The sequence below is a fragment of the Bradyrhizobium niftali genome (assembly GCF_004571025.1).
Classification (GTDB): Bacteria; Pseudomonadota; Alphaproteobacteria; order Rhizobiales; family Xanthobacteraceae; genus Bradyrhizobium; species Bradyrhizobium niftali.
This window is the reverse complement of record NZ_SPQT01000010.1, coordinates 160134-180582: the sequence shown is the minus strand read 5'-3', so window position 1 is coordinate 180582 and position 20449 is coordinate 160134. Positions and strand designations below refer to the sequence as shown.

Genomic DNA, 20449 nt, shown 5'->3' with positions numbered 1-20449 from the left:
GGAACGGGTAACCGCTCGCTGTCGTCAGCCCATCGCCACTTGGTCGCCCTTGGTCCCGTGCTCACGTTGGTCGAGCCACATCGTGCCGAGTGCAAACGCCAGCCACCCGAAATTGTAGGCAAAGCCCACGATCAGAACGACCCAGCCGGGAATCGGTCCGACGGCGGCGCGATCGATAAGTTCCGTCAAGGTCGCTGCAGGCGTCGGATGGATGGCAATCTTGCCGTAATAGGCGGTCGCCTGGATGGCGAGAATCCAGACGTAGTTGCGACGCAACCGCCGTCCTGCGGCGCGGACAAACGAAATGTGGTGGCGGGGTGCAGTGTAGTCGCGCGCCAGGATAGCCTTCCAGCTGTCGTCGTGCGCTTCACCGGTGAAAATTGGCGCATAGAAATTCTTCTCCAGCCAACGAGCCCGGGCACGCCAGACATTGAAATAGCGATAACGCCGCGCCTCCATCCCGAGGAACACGGCAAGGAGCAGTCCGACGAGTACGAGTGGCAGAGGCGAAGCCTCCGGGCTCGAAAAGGTCGTCGATAGCGCGATGCCCATCGTGACGATCGACCAATTGGTCGTGTTGTCGAGCCGCGTTCGCCAGATCGTCGAGCGATAGACCTCGCCGCGGTAGAGATGGGCGATGGCGCCCATTTCGGCGGAATCGAAGGTATGTTGGGGGCTTGGTTCGCTGGAAGCCATAAGAGACATGGTGGGACTCCCGTGGTCTGCACAACTTTGCGCAGATCACATCCTGAACCAGGTCCGCCCCCGGGCATAGACAGATTCCTCACATCACCTGGTGGACGTCGATCACCACGCGGTCCGCATGCCGCGCGGCTGACGCGACGAAGATGTGCTGCATCAGCCAGCGATAGTTTTCATGCCCGGTCTCGAATCTCGGCACGGTGCGGAAATAGATCAGTTTCGGGTCGACTGCCTCGCCGCGCTTGAGCTTCTGCAACAGCTCGACCGGGCCGAAGCGCATGCCCTTGTTCTCGACATAGACGACGGCGCCGTCGCCGGTCTCGAAGGCGTATTTCGCTTCAAGGTCGATCAGCTCGTTGGGGCGGATGGTCTGGAAGTCGGCGCCGAAGGGCAGAACCTTGCCGTTGACAGCGCCCTTCACCTCGCCGCCGACGATCGGGATGATGCGGCGCACGCCGATGCCGGTCTCGCCGGCGGTGACGACGTCGCCGATGCGCGCGGTGATGGTGAAGGCGTACTTCGTCTCTAACGTCGGCGTGGTCATCGCTTCACCTCGTCAATGCGCCATCATCCGCGTCGGCAGCCACGTCGCCAGCAGCGGGAAGGCGATCAGGATCACCAGCCGCACCAGATCCGTCGCCACGAACGGGATTACGCCCTTGAAGATGGTGGAGAAGGAGACGTCCTTCACCACGCTCTTGATGACAAAGACGTTCATGCCGACCGGCGGATGGATCAGGCCGAGTTCGACCGTCATCACGATGATGACGCCGAACCAGATCGGGTCGAATCCGAGATGCATGATGACGGGGAAGATGATCGGCACGGTCAGGATGATCATCGCCATGGCGTCCATCAGGCAGCCGAGCACGAGATACATCACCATGATCAGCGCCAGCACGCCGTAGGGGCCGAGGCCGAGGCCGGTGAGGAATTCAGTCACCTTCTGCGGGGTCTGCGTCACCGTGAGGAAATAGCCGAAGATCAGCGCGCCGATCAGCACGGTGAACACGGCGGCCGCGGTCCGCGTCGCCTGGAGCAGCGAGGCCAGAATCTTCTCGCGGTCGAGCCGGCCGGTCAGCACGCCGATGATGAAGGCACCGGTGGCGCCGACGCCGCCGGCTTCCGTCGGCGTGAAGCGCGGCAGGAAGGGCAGGCCGTAGAGGCCGCCGATGACGAAGACGAACAGCAGGACCGGCGCCCAGATCTCCTTCAGCCCGGCAAAGCGCTCGCGCCACGGCAGCACCTTGCCCTTGGGCAGGAAGTCCGGCCGGAAGTATCCGATCAGGGCGATCGTGATCATGTACATGGTCATCGCCAGCAGGCCCGGAATGATGCCGGCGATGAAGAGCTTTCCGATGTCCTGCTCGGTGATGATACCGTAGACCGCCAGCACGGTGGAGGGCGGCAGCATCGCGCCGAGCGTGCCGCCGGCCGCGATCACGCCGGTAGCGAACGACTGCGGATAGCCGAAGCGGCGCATCTCGGGGTAGGCGACGGCGGAGAAGGTCGCGGCGGTTGCGACCGAGGAGCCGCAGATCGCGGCAAAGCCGCCGCAGGCGCCGACGGTGGCGATGCCGAGCCCGCCGCGCAAATGCCCGACAAAGCCGTTGGCGGCGCGGAACAGCTCGCGGCTCATGCCGGAATTGCTGACGAAGGAGCCCATCAGCAGGAACATCGGAATGACGCCGAACGTGTAGTCGGTGACCGTGCGCATCGAGGTCTGGCCGACCAGCTTCAGCGCCGGCGTGGCGCCGACCAGATAGGAGAAGCCGGAGACGCCGACGAGGCCCATGGCCATGCCGACGGGCACGCGCAGCAGCATCAGCGCAAACAGGGAAACGAAGCCGATTACGGCGACGGCATCGGTGCTCATGATTACTCCGTCGCCTTCAGCTTGGGATCGTGCATTTCTTCGGGATGGAAGATCAGCCGGTAGGTGCGGATCGCGATCAGCAGCACGGCCGAGACGTCGCCGATCCAGGCGACCGCGAAGAACGGCCAGGTCGGCATGTGCATGTCGAAGGTCTGGACGTTGTCGTTGTAGGTGCCGCGCACCTTGTCGAACAAGGTCCAGGTCTGCACGGTGACGACGAACAGCAGCACCAGGGTCGCGAACACGTCGATCCAGCGCTGGTAGCGCGGCCCGACATTGCCCCAGACCAGGTCGACCGTGATGTGGGTGCCGCGATAGGAGGTCGCGGCGATGCCCCAGAAGATCAGGATGCCGAGCAGCATGCGGCCGATATCGAAACTGTCGGGGATCGAATAGTTCAGCGTGTTGCGCAGCAGCACCGACAGGAAGATGTCGAGCGCAACGAGGCCGACGAAGCCGGCCGCGATCCATTCGATCGTGTCGATAAAGCGATCCATCCAGGCGCGCTTCATGGGTGTGTCCTACGTGATCTCATTCTCGCTCTCGGCTCAGAAGGCGGTCGTTCGCCTCTCCCCGCTTGCCGGGAGAGGCCGGAATGCGCGCGCAAGCACGGATTCCGGGTGAGGGGGATTCTCCGCGAGTCCAGCTGTCACCAACTTTTGCGGAAGCGGCCCCTCACCCCGACCCTCTCCCCGTAAGAACGGAGGGGGAAGAAGAGAGCCGGCCGCGGCCGCAGCTTGGCGTCACTCCGCCAGCGCGTTGTACTTCTTCAGCGAGGCCTTCAGGTCCGCGAGTGCTGTGTCCGGATCGGCGCCGGCTTTTTTCGCGCCCTCGGACCAGGTCTTGACCAGCGGCTCGGCGGCCTTCTTCCAGGCGGCGGCCTGCTCGGGGGTCAGCTTGTAGACTTCATGATTGGATTCCGCCTTGACCTTGTCGATGCCGGCATCCTCGAACTTGCCCCAGTGCTCGCCGACCACGCCCGCCATCTCGACCGAGCAGTTCTTGTCGATCGCGGCCTTCTGCTTGTCGGACATGGCGTTGTACTTGTCCTTGTTGATCACGAAGACGAAGGTCGTGGTGTAGAGCGGCGCCTCCATGTCGTACTTGGTCACCTTGTCTATGCCGAACAGCACCAGTGAGCCCCAGGGGAAGGTGACGCCGTCGGCGACGCCGCGCTCGATGATGTCACGCACTTCGGGCGCGGAGGACTGCACATTGGTGCCGCCGAGCGAGGTGACGAAGTTCGCCATGGTGGCGTGCGCCGGGCGAATCTTCAGACCCTTCACGTCCTCCGGCGTCACGATCTTCTTGGTGCGGGAGTGGAAGGACGAGGGTGAGTGGACGAAGGCGAGGCAGTATTTGACGTCCTTCATCTCCTTCTCGGCATATTTGCGATACCAGGCGTCCAGCCCCATCGAGCCGCCCTTGGCATCCGAGATCAGGAACGGCAATTCGCCGGCGCCGACGATCGGGAAGCGGCCGGGTTGGTAGCCTGGATTGACATAGGTGACGTCGGCGATGCCGTCGCGCGCCATGTCGTAATGATCGAACGCCTTGCCGAGCTGCTGGGCCGGAAACACCTTGCCCTTGATGGTGCCGCCGGAATCCTTCTTGACCGCGGCCGCCCAGTCTTCCAGCGATTTCTGGAGGGGATGCGAAGCGGGCACCCAGTGCGAGATCTTCAAATCGAAGGTCTTGTCCTGCGCCAACGCGGGCGTCACGCTTGCTGCGAGCAACAAAGCCAGACAGGCTTTCCTCATCACACGTCTCTCCCTGTTTTCGACGGCGGGCTTCGATGGCCCGGTCTCGTTATTTAACATGTTATCTAATTTGCCGGCGCGTTCAAGCCGGAACTGGCGTGGCGTGCCGCCGCGTCATCTACGTCAGCCATGTTGCATGGATCTGTCGCTGCTCCGGCGCACTCCCCTTTGCCCAACGATTATATGATATAATTATCTTGCGCGGACCGACGCGACAAGCGAGCGGCGGCGAAAACCTACAGGATCGGGAGGAGCAAGTATTGCGGACAAAAGTCGCAATCATCGGGGCCGGGCCGGCCGGATTGTTGCTTGGGCAACTGCTGCACCATTATGGCGTCGACAACGTCATCCTGGAGCGGCAGAGCCCGGACTACGTGCTCGGCCGCATCCGCGCCGGTCTCCTGGAGGAGGGAACTGTCGCGCTGCTCGACCAGGTCGGCGCCGGTGCGCGGGCGCATGCCGAAGGCCTGGTGCATGAGGGCGTCGAGCTCGCCTTTTCCGGCCGCCGTCATCGCATCGACATGAAGGCGGCGACCGGCAAGACGGTCATGATCTACGGCCAGACCGAGGTGACGCTCGACCTGATGAACGCGCGCAAGGCGGCCGGCCTCACTACGGTCTACGAGGCCAGGGACGTGCAGCCGCACGACTTCGATGGCAGTCGCCCGCGCGTGACCTGGGTCAAGGACGGCGTCACCCACACGCTGGATTGCGATTTCATCGCCGGTTGCGATGGTTTCCACGGCGTCAGCCGCGCCAGCGTCCCGGCCTCGGCGATCGAGGAGTTCGAGCGGGTCTATCCGTTCGGCTGGCTCGGCATCCTCTCCGAGACGCCGCCGGTCAGCCACGAGCTGATCTACTCCAACCACGCCCGCGGCTTTGCGCTCTGCACCATGCGCTCGATGAAGCGCAGCCGCCACTACGTGCAGTGCTCGCTGGACGACCACGTCGACCAATGGCCGGACGACCGCTTCTGGGACGAATTGAAGCGCCGGCTCGACCAGGAGGCGGCTGACCGCCTCGTCACCGGTCCCTCGATCGAGAAGAGCATCGCTCCGTTGCGCAGCTTCGTCGCGGAGCCGATGCGCTTCGGCAGGATGTTCCTGTGCGGCGATGCCGCCCACATCGTGCCGCCGACCGGGGCCAAGGGATTGAACCTGGCGGCCAGCGACGCACATTATCTGTCGAGCGCGCTGCGCGAATTCTACGACGAGAAGTCCAGCGCCGGCATCGACGCCTATTCCGCCAAGGCGCTCGCGCGCGTCTGGAAAGCCGTGCGCTTCTCCTGGTGGATGACCTCGATGCTGCACAAATTCCCCGACACCGGCAGCATCGGCGCCCGGATCCAGCTCGCCGAGCTCGACTACGTCACGCACTCGCAGGCCGCGATGACCTCGCTGTCGGAGAATTATGTGGGGCTGCCGTTTTAGAGGCACGCTGTTGCCACATCGTCATTGCGAGCGTAGCGAAGCAATCCAGAGTCCTTCCGAGGAGGCAGTCTGGATTGCTTCGTCGCAAGAGCTCCTCGCAATGACAGAGGAGGCCATTTCAAACACCCGCGCAAATTCCGTTTAAAACTTTGTAGGCGGTGAAACCGTCATCGACATCGCGTTCAATGGCGCCAACCAGCAACGCGAGACAGCCATGACCGCCACCGACATTCCCGCCGGCTTCGAGCCGCATTTCCGCAAAGCCCCGCTCACCGATCCCTGGGAGCCGCTCTATTCGAAGAAAACCGACAAGGCCGTGATCATCGGCCTGCGGCTGGTCAAGCCGCACACCAACGCGCGCGGGTTGATCCATGGCGGGCTGATCGCGGCGCTCGCCGATGCCGCCATGGGTTACAGCTGCGCACAGGCAACCGGCTGGACGACGTCCTTCGTGACGATCTCATTGTCGGTCGACTTCGTCGGGGCCGCCGAGATCGGCCAATGGCTCGCGGTCGAGGGCGAGGCGATCAAGACCGGCAGCACGATCTGTTTCGCGCAGAGCCTGGTCAAGGCCGACGACACCGTGATCGCGCGCGCCAGCGGGACGTTTCGTGTGGTGCCGAAGAAGGGGTGATGTCTCGTGCCCCGGACGCAGCGTAGCGCGTCTTCAGCGGTGCGCTGCAGAGCCGGAGCCCATCCATCCGCAAATGACTCTCTGGCTTCTGGGTCCCGGCTCTGCGCCGCTTCGCGGCGCGTCCGGGACGCGAGCGCTCACCCGAACCGCCACTCCGCCGTCTCCCCCACGAGATCGATGAAAGCGCGCACCTTGGCCGAGAGCAGGCGCGAGGTCGGATAGACGACATGGATCGGCAGTGCCGGCTGCTCGTATTTCGCCAGCACGATTTTCAGCCGTCCGCGCTTCAGCCCCTCGGCGGCCTGATACGCCAGCACCCGCGTCACGCCACCGCCGGCCTCGGCATATTGCAGCGCTGCGTCCGCACTGTTGCTGATGAAGCGGGGAGACGGCGTCACCTCGATGTCGCGGCCGTCATGCGGGAAACGCCATTCGGTCGCCGGGCCGAACTGGATGGTCTGGTGCGAGGCGAGCGCTTCCGGCGTCTTCGGCTCGCCATGGCGCTTCAGATAGCTCGGCGCGGCCACCACGATCCGCCGCATCTCGCCGACCTGGCGGGCCACCAGCGTGGAATCGGCGAGATGGCCGATCCGCACCGCCACGTCGACGGCGTCTTCCACGAGATTGACGAGATTGTCGGACAGCCGCAATTCGCCGGCAACCTCGGGATAGCGTTTGAGATAGGCGGTCATGACCGGCCCGACATGCAGCCGGCCGAAGCCGACCGGCGCCGACACCACCAGCCGCCCGCTCGGCCGGTTGCGCTCCTCCCGCGCCGAGCCGTCAGCCTCCTCGACGTCGGCGAGGATGCGCCGGGCGCGTTCCAGGTAGCGCGTGCCGACGTCGGTCAATCTCACCTGCCGCGTGGTTCGCTGCAACAGCCGGGCGCCGAGATGCTCTTCCAGCGCCGCGATCAGCCGCGTCACCGCCGAGGGCGACAGGCGCAGCTTGCGCGCCGCCGGCGCAAAGCCGCGCAGGTCGGCGACGGTGACGAAGACGTGCATGGCGTCCAGGCGGTCCATGGACATTATTGCATAAACTGCAATGATGAAGTGTCAAGCCGGCTGATTGTTTTAGAAGCCGAAGGTTGCCACCTTAGCGGTCGAAAGACGCAGATTTGCGCCGGAATTCCAGGAGAACTTCCGATGACGGCAACTCACACCTACGCCAGCGATGTGGCGTTCACGCCGGCGGTGAAATCGATCCAGACCCGAAAGGGATCACGCGAAGGCTATGCGCAGGCCGAGCAGCGCGGCTGGCGCACCGAGGTCGACGAGAACCTCGCAACGTTCCTCGCTGAAGCCAACAGCCTCTATTTCGCCACCGCCTCGGCGGACGGCCAGCCTTACATCCAGCACCGCGGCGGCCCGAAGGGCTTTTTGAAGGTGCTGGACAAGCAGACGCTGGCTTTCACGGACTATGCCGGCAACCGGCAATACATCACGCAAGGCAACCTGTCCGAAAATCCCAAGGCCTACATCTTCGTGATGGATTACGCCCATCGCCGCCGGGTGAAGATCTGGGGCGAGGCGCGCGTCGTCGAGGACGACGATGCGCTGACGACGTCGCTGATGCCCAGGGGATACCGCGCGCGGCCCGAGCAGGTGATCCTGTTCAAGATCGCGGCCTGGGACACCAACTGCCCGCAGCACATTCCGCAGAAATTCGACGCGGCCGATGTCGCGGCCGCGCTGGCGGCGAGGGATCAGCGGATCGCCGAGCTGGAAGCGGAGGTGGCGGCGTTGAAGGGTGAGAAGGTGGCGGGCTAGGCGACGGTCTTCGCCTCTCCCCGCTTGCGGGGAGAGGCCGGAATTCGCGCGCAGCGCGGATTCCGGGTGAGGGGGACTCTCCGCGAATCGATCTGGTCGATATAGCACCTGCTCCGTCCACACCGTCATTGCGAGCGCAGCGAAGCAATCCAGAGTGTCTCCGCGGAATGATTCTGGATTGCTTCGCTACGCTCGCAATGACGAGGAGGAAGGGTTGTGAGTCCGACTCTCATCGTATTCGCGGATGCGGCCCATCACCCCAACCCTCTCAGCGCGAGCGAAACTCGTCGCGGCCCCGTAAGAACGGGGAGAGGGAGAGGAGAGACCTACAACACGCTCGCGCCTTCGTGCTGGAAGCCGAGATAGCTTGCCGCAACGCGTTCGTTCGCGGCGATGTCGCTGGCCTTGCCGCTGAGCACGAACTCGCCGAGCTCCATCACATAGGCCTGGTCCGCGATCTTGAGCGCGGCCTGCGCGTTCTGCTCGACCAGCAGCACCGAGACGCCGCTGGCGCGCAGCTCGGTGACGATGCGGAAAATGTCGGCGACGATGATCGGCGCGAGGCCGAGGCTCGGTTCGTCCAGCATCAGGAGCTTCGGCTCGCCCATCAGCGCGCGGCCCATCGCGAGCATCTGCTGCTCGCCGCCGGAGAGCGTGCCGGCGAGCTGCTTGCGCCGCTCCTTCAGCCGCGGGAACAGCGTGTAGACCCGCTCCATCGAGGCTTTCGCCTTGCCCCGCTCGATGCGGAAGGCCCCGAGCTCGAGATTGTCCTCGACATTCATGGTCACGAACAATTCGCGGTGCTCCGGGACGAGGCCGAGGCCCATGGCGACGCGGTCCTCGATGTCGAGCCGCGCGAGATCCTGGCCGGCAAAGACAACGCGGCCCTTCAGCGGCAAAATGCCCATGATGGCGGACAGCAGCGTGGTCTTGCCGGCGCCGTTGGCGCCGACGATGGTGACGATCTGGTTCGCCCCGACCTCGAGCGAGACCGAGCGCACGGCCTCGACCTTGCCATAGGCGACATGCGCGTCGGTGACGGACAACAGCGCGCTCATGCCGCCACTCCGAGATAGGCCTTGATCACTTCGGGATTGGTCTTGATCGTGGCGGGCGTGCCCTCCGCGATCTTGGTGCCGAAATCGAGCACGACGATGCGGTCGGCGAGGTTCATGACAAAGCCCATGTCGTGCTCGACTAGCAGCACGCTCATGCCGCCGTCGCGCAAGTCGCGCAGCAGCCTGGCAAGCTGTTGCTTCTCCATGTGGCGGAGGCCCGCGGCGGGCTCGTCGAGCAGCAGCAGCATCGGATCGACGCAGAGCGCGCGCGCGATCTCGACGATGCGCTGCTGGCCGAGCGAGAGCGAACCTGCGAGCTGGTGCATCTGGTCGGCGAGGCCGACGCGCTCGATCTGACGGGCGGCTTCCGCCAGAAGCTTTGCCTCATCGGCGCGGTCGAGCCGCAGCATCGAGGCGATCGGGCCCGAATGGCCGCGCAGATGCGCGCCGATCGCGACGTTCTCCAGCACGGTCATGTCGGGGACCAGCTTCACGTGCTGGAAGGTGCGGGAGATGCCGAGCTTGACGATCTCCTGCGGCGGCGCGTTGTCGAGCTTCTTGCCGAGCACCGAGATCGAGCCTGATGTCGCCGACAGCACGCCGGTGATCAGGTTGAACGTCGTGCTCTTGCCGGCGCCGTTCGGCCCGATCAGCGCGACGATCTCGCGGGCCTGGACGTCGAAGGAGACGTTGTTGACCGCGATCACGCCGCCGAATTGCTTGCGCGCCTTCTCGACCTGGAGCAGGACGCTGGCCTCGCCGGGCGCGCGGGTGCGCTGCTCCAGTTTCAGCGAGGTGTCCGGCTTCCTGCCACCGGTGCGCTCGGGCAGGAACGACATCAGCCAGGGCCAGACGCCGCCTGGCGCGAGCTGGAGCAATGCCACCAGCATGATGCCGAACACGATGGTCTCGACCTGGCCGGAACCCGGAAGGAGCAGCGGCAGATAGCTTTGCAGCACCTCCTTAAGGACCACGACGATCGCCGCGCCCAGCACGCCGCCCCAGACATAGCCGGCGCCGCCGACCACCGCGATGAAGAGATATTCGATGCCGGCCTGCGCGCCGAATGGTGTCGGGTTCACCGCGCGCTGGAGGTGCGCGTAGAGCCAGCCGGAGAGGCCGGCCAGCACCGCGGCATGGATGAACACCAGCAGCTTTGCCCGCGGCGTGTGCACGCCGAACGCCTCGGCGGCGACATGGCCGCGCCGCAGCGCACGGATGGCGCGGCCGGTGCGGGAGTCCAGCAGGTTCATCGTGAGCAGGGCCGAGAGGATCACGGCGACCCAGATCGCGTAATAGATCGAGCCGGGCGAGAGCATCTTGTACGCGCCGATCGACAGCGGCGGGATCGCCGAGATGCCGTCGTTGCGGCCCAAAAACTCTAGCTTGCTGAAGAGATAGAACAGGCCGAGCCCCCAGGCGAGCGTGCCGAGCGGCAGATAGTGGCCGGAGAGGCGGACGGTGACGAGGCCAAGCAGCACCGCCAGCGATCCGCTGACCACGAGCGACAACGGCAGCGTCAGCCAGGGCGACAGGCCGTAGCTCGTCGACAGCACCGCGGTGGTGTAGGCGCCGAAGCCGACGAAGGCGGCTTGGCCGAACGAGGTGAGGCCGCCGACGCCGGTCAGCAGCACGAGGCCCATCGCGACCAGGGCGGCAAGGCCGATATTGTCGAGCAGTACGATCCAGAACGGAGGCATGCCAGGGACAAACGGGATCGCCGCCATGACAAGCGCGAAGAGGAGGATGGGAAGCCGGCTCTGCATCTTGGCGTCAGTCCTTCTCTTCCTCGACCGCGGGCGCGGCGAGCGAGCGCAGCAGCAGCACGGGGATCAGCAGCATGAAGACGATCACTTCCTTGTAGTTGGAGGCGTAGAAGGACGAGAACGCCTCGACGATGCCGACGAACAGCGCCGCGACGGCGGTGAGGGGGTAGCTGACGAGGCCGCCGATGATCGCGGCGACGAAACCCTTCAGCCCGATCAGGAAGCCGCTGTCGTAATAGAGCGTCGTGATCGGCACGATCATGATGCCCGACAGCGCGCCGATGACGGACGCCAGCAGGAAGGCGATCTGCCCGGACAGCGTGGTGCGGATGCCGGCCAGCCGCGCCCCTAACCGGTTCACGGCGGTCGCGCGCAGCGCCTTGCCGTAGAGCGTCAGGCCGAAGAACAGCCAGAGCCCGACGATGAAGGCGATGGTGATGCCGTAGACGGTGATGCTCTGGCCGGTGAAGCGCAGCGCGCCGGCGGTGAAAGAGCCGGACAGCACGGCAGGTCCGCGCTGGCCTTCGGCGCCGAAGAACAGGAGGCCCAGTCCCTGCAGCGCGAGGTGAACGCCCACCGACGCGATCAGCAGCACCAGCACGGAGGTGTGCGCCAGCGGCTGGAACGCGACGCGGTAGAGATAGAGGCCAATCATCGCCACGATCACCAGCGACAGCACGATGCAGATCGCCACCGGCGGCTTCTGGGCGGCGAAGTAGACGGTCAGCGCCAGCACGATGCCGGGCAGCACGATATTGGTGAGGACGCTGCGCAGGATCAGCCGGCCATGCAGCGCCTTGCGGGCCGCGAACAGGTCGAAGGCGAAGGCGCCGATGCCGAGGGCGAGCGCGAGTTTTGCCGTGCCCGGCATCTGGCCCGCGGCCAGCGAGGCATAGGTCAGCGCGCCATAGGTGACGAACTCGCCCTGGGGAATGAGAATGACGCGGGTAACGGCGAACACCAGCACCAGCGCGAGGCCGAGCAGCGCATAGATCGCGCCATTGGTGATGCCGTCCTGCACCAGGAACAGCATGATAGTGGTGTTCAAGACCGGACGCTCCCCCTCAAAGATTAAGGACCGGTCTCCGCAATTGCGGTGGACGGTCCGCTCACAGCCATTGAAATGCGCTGACTATATTTGATATGGTCCATAACAATTATCAAATATAACTTCAAGGGTGGCGGGGCGACCCGTCCCGAATTTAGCGGGATTACGAGCACGAGGCGATGACCGTTTCCAAAACCGCTGACAAAACCGCCGAAAAGTCCTCTGAAAAGCCTGCCGACACGGCCAAGGGCCGCAAGGACGCGGCCGAGGCCCAGGGGGCAGCCGAAGCCCTCCAGCTCGGCGAGCTCTCCGAACAGCTCGGCTACGTCCTGAAGCGGGCGCAGCTCAAGGTGTTCGAGAACTTCCTGCGCTGCATGGCCTCGCTCCAGCTCACGCCCGCGCAGTTCTCGGTGCTGCTGCTGGTCGAGAAGAACCCGGGGCGTAACCAGACCGAGATCGCCTCCACCCTCGGCATCCTGCGCCCGAATTTCGTGGCCCTGCTCGACAATCTCGAAAGCCGCGACCTTTGCGCGCGGATCCGCTCCACCAACGACCGCCGCTCGCATATCCTGGTTCTGACCGACAAGGGCAAGGCCGTGCTGACGCGGGCGAAAAAGCTCGTCGCCACCAAGCACGAGGCGCGGCTGAACGACCTGCTCGGCCAGGCCAATCGCGAAGCCCTGATCGAGATGCTCTCGAAGATCGCCAACGAATTTTGAGGGGGCTTAACCGCACGCTCTCTCCGCTCCCTCCCCCCTTGCGGGGGAGGGCAGGGGAGGGGGGGTAGCCCAGCAAAAGGTACGCGACGTCTAGCGCGCGGCCGACAACGGTGGACACTTGGTGCGCACTCCATCGAGAGAGCGCGTCGTGTGGCACCCCTCTCCCTAGCCCTCCCCCGCAAGGGGGGAGGGAACGCAGCGGAGCGCGGAGCGCGGAGCGCGCTCTCTCAATCCACCAGGATCACCCGGATATCGTTCACGTTGGTCAGCGTCGGGCCGGGCATCAGCAGATCGCCGGTCGCCTCGAAGAACGCCGTCGCGTCGTTGTTGTCGAGATAGGCCTGCGGCTGGAGCGCCAGCGCCTTCATCTTCGCAAACGTCGCCGCGTCGATCAGCGCGCCTGCGGGGTCGGTGGGGTGGCCGGCGCCACCATCGGCGCCGTCGGTGTCGCCCGCGAGCGCGGAGATGCCGGCCGTGTCCTTCAGCAGGGCGGCGAGAGCCAGCGCGTATTCCTGGTTCGGACCGCCGCGCCCCTGGCCGCGCACGGTGACCGTAAGCTCGCCGCCGGAGAGGATCGCGATGCGCTTGCCCTGCGCGCGCGCCTGCAACGCCAGTTCGGCATGACTGGCCGCGACCTCGCGCGCCTCGCCTTCGAGATCGGCGCCGAGATCGATCGTCTCGTAGCCGGCCTCTTTCGCGAGCTTCACCGCGGCGTCGAGCGACTGCTTGGGCCGCGCGATCAATTCGAACGACGCGCGCGCGAAGGCGGCATCATCAGGCTTGCAGCTCTCGTTGTTGGGATCGTCGAGCGCGCGGCGCACGGCATCGTCGATATCGAGCTTGTACCTGGCCACGATCGCGCGCGCATCGGCCAGCGTGGTCGGATCGGGCACGGTGGGGCCGGAGGCGATCGCGGAGGGATCGTCATGCGGTACGTCGGAGATCGCGAGCGTCACGATCTCGGCGGCGTTGCTGCCGGCGCGCGCCAGCCGGCCGCCCTTGATCCGCGACAGATGCTTGCGCACGACGTTCATCTCGCCGATCGGCGCGCCCGAACGCAAGAGCGCCCTGTTGACCGCCTGCTTCTGCACAAAGCTGATGCCGTCCACCGGCGCGATCCAGTTCGCCGATCCGCCGCCGGTGAGCAGCACCAGAAGCAGATCGTCGGGCCCGGCCTCGCCCGCGAGCGCGAGCGTGTCGGCCGCGCCCTTGAGGCCGGCTTCATCGGGCACGGGATGGCCGGCTTCGACCACGCGGATGCGGCGGGTCGGCACACCGTAGCCGTGGCGTGTGGTGGCGATGCCGACCAGCCGCTCCGGCGCGAGCTTCAGCACGTCGAGATAATGCCGCTCGGCGGCCGCGGCCATCGCGCCGGCGCCCTTGCCGGCGGCGAGGCAGATCACGCGTCCTTTTGGGGCCGGCCGCAGATGCGGCGCCAGAATTGTATTCGGATGCGCGGCGGCAACGGCGGCGTCGTAGAGCGCGCGGAGCAGGGGACGTCGGTCGGTCATGACGATGGCCTTGAGCAGACTGAAGCGATGGTGGCGAATTCGCCGTTCACCTGCCTACCGTATCATGCGCGAAAGCGTAAGCAGGGTTTACCATCATTCGATTGTGCAATCGCGTGATCATAATCGCCGTGCAGCAAAAAGCCCCCCGCGAGAGGCTCGCAGGGGGCTTTCGCATATTTGGATCCTGCTGGCGGCTAGCCGCCGACGTCGGCGCTGATCACGTCGCCGAACAGCTCCCACTTCTCGCCCTTGAACTTCTCGAGCTGCAGCTGGCTGATCGGTGCGAAATCGGTCGGCGAGGTGTTGATCTTCACGCCCGGCAGCAGCGCCTCGGTGCGGAAGTCCTTCAGGTTCGCCGCCTGCTTCATGACGTTCTCGCGAGTGAGATTGTCGCCGCACTGCTTCAGCACCTGGACCAGCGTCTGTGCCACGGCATAGCCGACGATGGTGCCCTTATCGAGCTTGTCGCCCTCGGGGAAGTATTTGGTCATGAATGCCAAAAACTCCTTCATGCCGGGATCGTTGTTCCACGCAGGATCCGACACGTCCTTCAGATAGTCGGCCGAGATGATGTCCTGGCCGTTCTCGAAGCCGGCGGGCTTCATCACGCTGCCGACGGAGGCCGAGACGTTGTTGAGGAAGTGCAGCGGCTTCCAGCCGATCTCGGAATTCTTCTTGATCGCCTGCGCGGCGAATTTCGGCGTCGTGATGTTCATGAACACGTCGGCGCCGGTCGATTTCAGCTTGACGATGTGGTTGTCGATGGTCGGCTCGGAGGTCTCATAGCTCTCCTCGATCACGATCATCGAGGCCGCCTTGGCGCCCAGGCCGTCCTTCAGGCCCTTCAGATAGTCCTTGCCGTAATCGTCGTTCTGGTAGAGCACGGCGATCTTGGCATCCGGCTTGTTCTTCAAGAGCCACTTCGCATAGATCTGCGTCTCGCTCTGGTAGTTGGGCTGCCAGCCCATCGTCCAGGGGAAGTTCTGCGGATCGTTCCACTTGGTGGCGCCGGTGGCGACGAACAGCTGCGGCACCTTCTTCGAGTTCATGTATTTCTGGATCGCCGAGTTCGGCGGCGTGCCGAGCGAGTTGAAGATGAACAGGACCTCGTCGCTCTCGACCAGCTTGCGCGCCTGCTCGACCGTCTTCGGCGGCGAATAGGCGTCGTCATAGCTGATATAGTTGATCTTGCGGCCGTTGATGCCGCCCTCTTCGTTGATCTTCTTGAAATAGGCGGCTTCGGTCCGCCCGATGATGCCGTAGGCGGAGGCCGGTCCGCTGTAGGGCATGATGTTGCCGATCTTGATCTCGGTGTCGGTCGCGCCGGTATCGTATTTCTTCTGGGCCGATGCAGTGGAGGCCGAGGCCGCAATGAGCGCAAGCGCCAGTGACGCGGCCGCAAGTTTGCCGGTGACAGCGGGCATTCCTATCTCCCTATTTTCTTGGTGTGTGCGCCCCGTTTCTTGTCTTGATTGTTTTTGGCGACGCGGCCGCAATTCAATACGATTTGTCCTGTGCCTTCAACAGAAAGCCCCTGCAACGGCGTCGCAGGGGCTGCTTCTTTAGTAGTCAAGGACGGGCGCGGTCTCGTGTGCGAGTGCGAGACAGCACGGCTGTCTTGAGTTGCTTAATTCGTACAGAGCGATTTTGAGTTGAGCTGATTCAGTTGCCCATCTCGCTCGAGATGATGTCGCCGAACAGCTCCCATTTCCTGCCCTTGAACCGCATCATCTGGAGCTGTTCGATCGGGGCGAAATTGTCCGGTGCGGTGTTGATCCTGATACCGGGCAGCAGCGTGTCCGGCGCGAAATCCTTCAGGCTGGCGGCCTGCTTCATGACGTTCTCGCGGGTGAGGTCGTCGCCGCACATCTGCAGCACCTTCACCATGGTCTGGGCCGCGGCGTATCCGAACACCACGCCGGTATCGAGCTTGTTCGCCTTCGGATCGTAGTGCGCGAGGAAGTCATAGAACTTCTTCATGCCCTCATCGGCGTTCCATTGCGGGTCGGAGCCGTCCTTGGTGTAGCTGGCCGACAGGATGCCTTGCGAGATTTCGAGCCCCGCCGGCTCCAGCACGCCGCCGACCGAGGCCGAGACGTTGGAGAGGATGTGGGTCGGATGCCAGCTGATCTCGGCCGCCTTCTTGATCGCTTGCGCGGCGAATTTCGGCGTGGTGATGCTGATCAGGACGTCGGCGCCCGAGGCCTTCAGCTTCACGACGTGCTCGTCGACCGCGGGCTCCGAGGTGTCGTAGGCCTCTTCCATCACGATCATCGACGCCTTGGCCCTCAAGCCGGCCTTCAGCCCCTTCAGATAGTCCTTGCCGAAATCGTCGTTCTGGTAGAGCACACCGATCTTCGCGTCCGGCTTCTCCTTCATGATGTACTTGGCATAGATGCGCGCCTCGCTCGCGTAGCTCGGCTGCCAGCCCATGGTCCAGGGATATTGCCTGGGATCGTTCCATTTCGAGGCGCCGCTCGCCACGAACAATTGCGGCACCTTCTTCTCGTTCATGTATTTGCGGATCGCGCCGTTGGTGGAGGTGCCGAGCGAGCCGAAGATGAGCAGCACCCCGTCGCTCTCGACCAGCTTGCGCGCCTGCTCCACCGTTTTCGGCGGCGAATAGCCGTCGTCGTAGGAGATGAACTTGATCTTGCGGCCGTTGACGCCGCCCTCGGCATTGATCTTGTTGAAATAGGCTTCCTCGGTCCTGCCGATCGCGGCATAGGCGGAGGCCGGCCCGCTATAGGGCATGATGTTGCCGATCTTGATCTCGGTATCGGAAGCGCCGCTGTCGTATTTCTTTTGCGCCAGCACCGGGCCAGTCATCGCAGTGCACAACGCGAGTGCAGCCGAAAGGGCCGCAACCTGAAAACGACCGGCAGTCATTGTTCTCCTACCCCGAGCTGGATCAGGGCCGCATTGAACAAGATTGACGCCCGACGTCAACAAAAAGCCCCCGCGAGCGATCGCGGGGGCTTCCTTGCGGTTGGACTATTGCGTCAGCGTGTCACTCGGAGGCGACGTCGCCGCTGATGATCTCGCCGAACAGTTCCCACCTCTCGCCCTTGAAGCGCTGCATCTGGAGCTGCGCGATCGGGGCGAAATCGGTGGCGCCGGTGTTGATCTTGACACCGGGGAGCAGGGTGTCCGGTGCAAAATCCTTCAACGAAGCGGCTTGCTTCATGAGGTTGGCGCGGGTGAGATCGTCACCGCACATTTCCAGCGCCTTGGCGAGCGTCGACGCGGCGCCATAGCCGTAGACCATGCTGGTGTCGGACTTGTCGGCACCCGGCATGTACTTGTCGACGAACTCGTTCCACTTCTTCATGCCGGGGTCGTTGTTCCACTGCGGATCCGTCGAGTCCTTGGCATAGGCTGCCGACAGCACGCCCTGCGCATTCTCGAAGCCGGCCGGCTTCATCACGCTGCCGACCGAGATCGACACGTTGGTGAGGATCTGGAGCGGCTTCCAGCTGAGCTCGGCGGTCTTCTTGATGGTCTGGGCCGCGAACTTCGGGGTCGCATAGATCAGCAGCACGTCGGGATTGGCGGCCTTGATCTTGACGATGTGGCCGTCGATCGACGGCTCGGACACCTCGTAGCTCTCCTCCATGATGATGGTCGACGCCGCCTTGGCGCCGAGCCCATCCTTGGTCCCCTTGAGGTAGTCTTTGCCGAAATCGTCGTTCTGGTAGAGGATCGCGACCTTGGCGTCCGGCTTTTCCTTCATCAGCCATTTCGCGTAGATCTGCGCTTCGCTCTGGTAGGAGGGCTGCCAGCCTATGGTCCAGGGGAAGTTCTTCGGGTCGTTCCACTTGGTGGCGCCGGTGGCGACGAAGAGCTGCGGGATCTTCTTGGCGTTCAGGTATTTCTGGATCGCGCTGTTCGAAGGCGTGCCGAGCGGGTTGAAGACGGCCAGCACTTCGTCGCTCTCGACCAGCTTGCGGACCTGCTCCACGGCCTTCGGCGGCGAATAGCCGTCGTCATAGGTGACGAAGTTGATCTTGCGGCCGTTGATGCCGCCCTTGTCGTTGATCATCTTGAAATAGGCTTCTTCGGTCTTGCCGATGATGCCATAGGCCGACGCCGGACCGCTGTACGGCATGATGTTGCCGATCTTGATCTCGGTATCGGACGCGCCGGTGTCGTATTTCTTCTGAGCGAGTGCTGCGCCGGAGCCGAGGGTCGCGACCGCCGTTACGAGTGCGGTGGTTCGCAGTATTCTTCCAAGAAACAATTTAGTCTCCTTCCTTAATGAGGTTTTCAGTTCTTCCTGAGCCTTCCGGCGAGTTGCTGGCCCATGATTGCGACTTGCCTTGCGCCGTGCGGCACGAGGTAGATGACGGCGAACAGGAGCACGCCGAACACGGCGCCGGAGAGGCCCTTGGAGATGCCCTCCGCGATGTTCGGCACGAAGATGATGAAGGCGGCACCGACGATCGAGCCGGGCAGCCAGCCCACGCCACCGACGACCATGCCGAGGAACAGCGAGATCGCCAGCGTGATGGTGTAGCTGTCCGGGGCCACGAACTGCACCGCGATGGCGCCGAGCGAGCCGGCGACGCCGGTGATGGCGGCGGACACGCCGAAGGCCAGCGTCTTGTACAGCGCGACGTCGACGCCCATGGCGGAGGCCGCGATCTCGTTGTCGCGGATCGCCATGAAGGCGCGGCCCGAGCGGGAGCGCAGCAGGTTCACCGAGAAGATGTAGATCGCAATCACGACCACGAGCGTGAAGTAGTACAGCCACATGTCCTGCGACATCGGCAGGCCGAACGGCGCATCGGGCTTGGTGACGACGAGGCCCTGCACGCCGCCGGTCCAGTGCTCGAGGAAGTTCAGCTTGAGGAGCTGCGGCATGGCCGTGGCGAGCGCGAAGGTCGCGAGCGCGAGGTAGACGCCGGAGAGCCGCAGCGCCGGCTGGCCGAACAGGAAGCCGAAGCCGAAGCAGACGACGCCGGCGATCGGCAGCGTAAGCGCGTAATTGACGTTGAAGTGCTCCATCAGCACCGCGGTCGTATAGGCGCCGACCGCGTAGAACGCGCTCTGGCCGAGCGAGAACTGGCCGGAGCCGCCGGTCAGGATGTTCAGCGCCAGCACCGCGAGCCCGTAGATCAGGAGCATCGTCATCTGGAAGATGATGAAGTTCTTGACGAAGACGGGCGCGATCAGCAGTGCCGCCAGCACCACCAGCGAGGTGCCGGTGCCCAGCGTCATGGCCCGCTTCGGAACAGCCTCGACCGCCTGGTGGCCTTCGGCGACGACTTCTTCTGCTGCGCTCATGATCAAACTCGCTTGACGATGTGCCGGCCGAACAGGCCAGCGGGTTTGACGACCAGGACGGAGATGATCAGCGCGAGCGCGATCGGCAGTTTCAGCTCGTTGCCGACGCCGGGGATGTAGGTGCCGGCGAGGTTCTCGAAGATGCCGACCAGGAAGCCGCCGACCACGGCGCCGAACGGGCTGGTGAGACCGCCGAGCACTGCGGCGGCAAAGCCGTAGATCAGCACGCCGCCCATCATGTTCGGCTCCAGGAACACGACGGGGGCGATCAGCATGCCGGCGATCGCGCCGATCGCGGTCGCCATGCCCCAGCCGAGCGCGATCATCCAGGACGTGTTAATGCCGACGAGGCGGGCCGATTCAGGCACCGAGGCGGCCGCGCGCATGGCGAGGCCGATGCGCGTGTACTGGAAGAAGAAGTAGAGGCCGAGCAGCAGCAGCACGGTGACGCCGATCATGCCGGCCTGGTGGGTCGAGATCAGCTGGCTGCCGAGGAACGGCGATGAGCCGAACGGGGTCGGATATTGCTTGATGGTGAAGTCCCAGATCAGGCCGGCCGAGGAGTTGATGATCGCGAACAGCGCGATGAAGCCGGCGACGTTGGTCAGCACCGGCGCCTTCGCCAGAGGCTTGAACAGAATGCGCTCGATCGCGATGCCGGCGACGAAGGAGAGCGCCAGCGTGATGACGAAAGCGGCCCAGTAGGGGATGCCCCACTGCATCAGCTGCCAGGAGGTGAAGGTCGAGAACATCGCCATCTCACCCTGCGCGAAGTTGAGATGGTCGATGGCCTGGTAGATCATGACGACCGCGAGCGCCATGCAGGCATAGATCGCGCCCGTGGCGATGCCGGCCAGCACTTGGTTGGTGAACAGCTCCATCGTGCCGGC

19 protein-coding genes are annotated in these 20449 nt (G+C 64.3%); 4 read left to right on the top strand and 15 right to left on the bottom strand.

The genetic code is table 11. The features are described 5' to 3' along the window. Window positions 1-24 precede the first annotated feature (24 nt). The 5 genes from E4K65_RS19425 to E4K65_RS19405 form a co-directional block, all read right to left on the bottom strand. Window positions 25-705 carry a DUF2270 domain-containing protein gene (locus E4K65_RS19425; RefSeq protein ID WP_135175531.1) on the bottom strand — a complete coding sequence of 227 codons (681 nt, stop codon included), beginning with the start codon at window positions 703-705 and terminating at the stop codon, window positions 25-27. Between the two features lie 79 nt (window positions 706-784). Next, complete coding sequence (locus E4K65_RS19420; protein WP_135175530.1) at window positions 785-1246, bottom strand: DUF3237 domain-containing protein; 462 nt, start codon at window positions 1244-1246, stop codon at window positions 785-787. 12 nt (window positions 1247-1258) lie between these two features. After that, complete coding sequence (locus tag E4K65_RS19415; protein WP_025575307.1) at window positions 1259-2578, bottom strand: TRAP transporter large permease; 1320 nt, start codon at window positions 2576-2578, stop codon at window positions 1259-1261. Window positions 2579-2580: 2 nt separating this feature from the next. Next, window positions 2581-3090 carry a TRAP transporter small permease gene (locus E4K65_RS19410; protein ID WP_025575305.1) on the bottom strand — a complete coding sequence of 170 codons (510 nt, stop codon included), beginning with the start codon at window positions 3088-3090 and terminating at the stop codon, window positions 2581-2583. Window positions 3091-3321: 231 nt separating this feature from the next. Then, complete coding sequence (locus tag E4K65_RS19405) at window positions 3322-4338, bottom strand: TRAP transporter substrate-binding protein (RefSeq protein ID WP_135175529.1); 1017 nt, start codon at window positions 4336-4338, stop codon at window positions 3322-3324. Between the two features lie 260 nt (window positions 4339-4598). On the opposite strand from E4K65_RS19405, the gene pobA reads away from it, so the two are divergent. Together pobA and E4K65_RS19395 are read left to right on the top strand one after the other, a co-directional pair. Beyond that, window positions 4599-5768, top strand: coding sequence for a 4-hydroxybenzoate 3-monooxygenase (gene pobA / locus E4K65_RS19400; protein WP_135175528.1), 1170 nt, complete (start codon window positions 4599-4601; stop codon window positions 5766-5768). A 214-nt stretch (window positions 5769-5982) separates the two neighbouring features. Further along, entirely contained in the window at window positions 5983-6402 is a 420-nt protein-coding gene (locus tag E4K65_RS19395) for a PaaI family thioesterase (RefSeq protein WP_135175527.1), read from the top strand. A 137-nt stretch (window positions 6403-6539) separates the two neighbouring features. Here E4K65_RS19395 and E4K65_RS19390 read toward each other — a convergent pair whose 3' ends face one another. Further along, window positions 6540-7424, bottom strand: coding sequence for a LysR family transcriptional regulator (locus E4K65_RS19390; RefSeq protein ID WP_135175526.1), 885 nt, complete (start codon window positions 7422-7424; stop codon window positions 6540-6542). A 123-nt stretch (window positions 7425-7547) separates the two neighbouring features. Between E4K65_RS19390 and E4K65_RS19385 the strand changes: the two genes are divergently transcribed. Continuing rightward, a complete protein-coding gene (locus E4K65_RS19385; protein ID WP_135175525.1) occupies window positions 7548-8171 on the top strand; it encodes a pyridoxamine 5'-phosphate oxidase family protein in 624 nt (207 codons plus the stop codon). Between the two features lie 326 nt (window positions 8172-8497). Here the strand turns inward: E4K65_RS19385 and E4K65_RS19380 are convergent, their stop codons facing one another. Genes E4K65_RS19380 through E4K65_RS19370 form a run of 3 tightly spaced genes read right to left on the bottom strand, consistent with a single transcriptional unit; the run spans window position 8498 to window position 12043 of the window. Further along, window positions 8498-9229: an ABC transporter ATP-binding protein gene (locus E4K65_RS19380; RefSeq protein ID WP_135175524.1), complete on the bottom strand. Its 732-nt coding sequence runs from the start codon at window positions 9227-9229 to the stop codon at window positions 8498-8500. Then, complete coding sequence (locus tag E4K65_RS19375; RefSeq protein WP_135175523.1) at window positions 9226-10995, bottom strand: branched-chain amino acid ABC transporter ATP-binding protein/permease; 1770 nt, start codon at window positions 10993-10995, stop codon at window positions 9226-9228. Before E4K65_RS19375 ends, E4K65_RS19380 begins: the two co-directional genes overlap by 4 nt. A gap of 7 nt (window positions 10996-11002) precedes the next feature. After that, window positions 11003-12043, bottom strand: coding sequence for a branched-chain amino acid ABC transporter permease (locus E4K65_RS19370; RefSeq protein ID WP_167770954.1), 1041 nt, complete (start codon window positions 12041-12043; stop codon window positions 11003-11005). A 179-nt stretch (window positions 12044-12222) separates the two neighbouring features. On the opposite strand from E4K65_RS19370, the gene E4K65_RS19365 reads away from it, so the two are divergent. Continuing rightward, window positions 12223-12762, top strand: a complete 540-nt coding sequence (locus tag E4K65_RS19365) for a MarR family winged helix-turn-helix transcriptional regulator (RefSeq protein ID WP_135175522.1) — start codon at window positions 12223-12225, stop codon at window positions 12760-12762. 227 nt (window positions 12763-12989) lie between these two features. On the opposite strand, the gene E4K65_RS19360 is transcribed toward E4K65_RS19365, so the two are convergent. The 6 genes from E4K65_RS19360 to E4K65_RS19335 all read right to left on the bottom strand — a co-directional run bounded on the left by E4K65_RS19360 (window position 12990) and on the right by E4K65_RS19335 (window position 20440). Further along, complete coding sequence (locus tag E4K65_RS19360) at window positions 12990-14273, bottom strand: glycerate kinase type-2 family protein (RefSeq protein ID WP_135175521.1); 1284 nt, start codon at window positions 14271-14273, stop codon at window positions 12990-12992. Window positions 14274-14467: 194 nt separating this feature from the next. Beyond that, a complete protein-coding gene (locus E4K65_RS19355) occupies window positions 14468-15697 on the bottom strand; it encodes an ABC transporter substrate-binding protein (RefSeq protein WP_025575793.1) in 1230 nt (409 codons plus the stop codon). A gap of 238 nt (window positions 15698-15935) precedes the next feature. Then, window positions 15936-17162: an ABC transporter substrate-binding protein gene (locus E4K65_RS19350; protein ID WP_135175520.1), complete on the bottom strand. Its 1227-nt coding sequence runs from the start codon at window positions 17160-17162 to the stop codon at window positions 15936-15938. A gap of 121 nt (window positions 17163-17283) precedes the next feature. Beyond that, the gene (locus E4K65_RS19345; protein WP_025575796.1) at window positions 17284-18513 is read right to left on the bottom strand and encodes an ABC transporter substrate-binding protein; all 1230 of its coding nucleotides are present in this window, start codon (window positions 18511-18513) and stop codon (window positions 17284-17286) included. Window positions 18514-18539: 26 nt separating this feature from the next. Continuing rightward, the gene (locus E4K65_RS19340; RefSeq protein WP_025575799.1) at window positions 18540-19559 is read right to left on the bottom strand and encodes a branched-chain amino acid ABC transporter permease; all 1020 of its coding nucleotides are present in this window, start codon (window positions 19557-19559) and stop codon (window positions 18540-18542) included. 2 nt (window positions 19560-19561) lie between these two features. After that, complete coding sequence (locus E4K65_RS19335) at window positions 19562-20440, bottom strand: branched-chain amino acid ABC transporter permease (RefSeq protein ID WP_135175519.1); 879 nt, start codon at window positions 20438-20440, stop codon at window positions 19562-19564. Window positions 20441-20449: the final 9 nt, after the last annotated feature.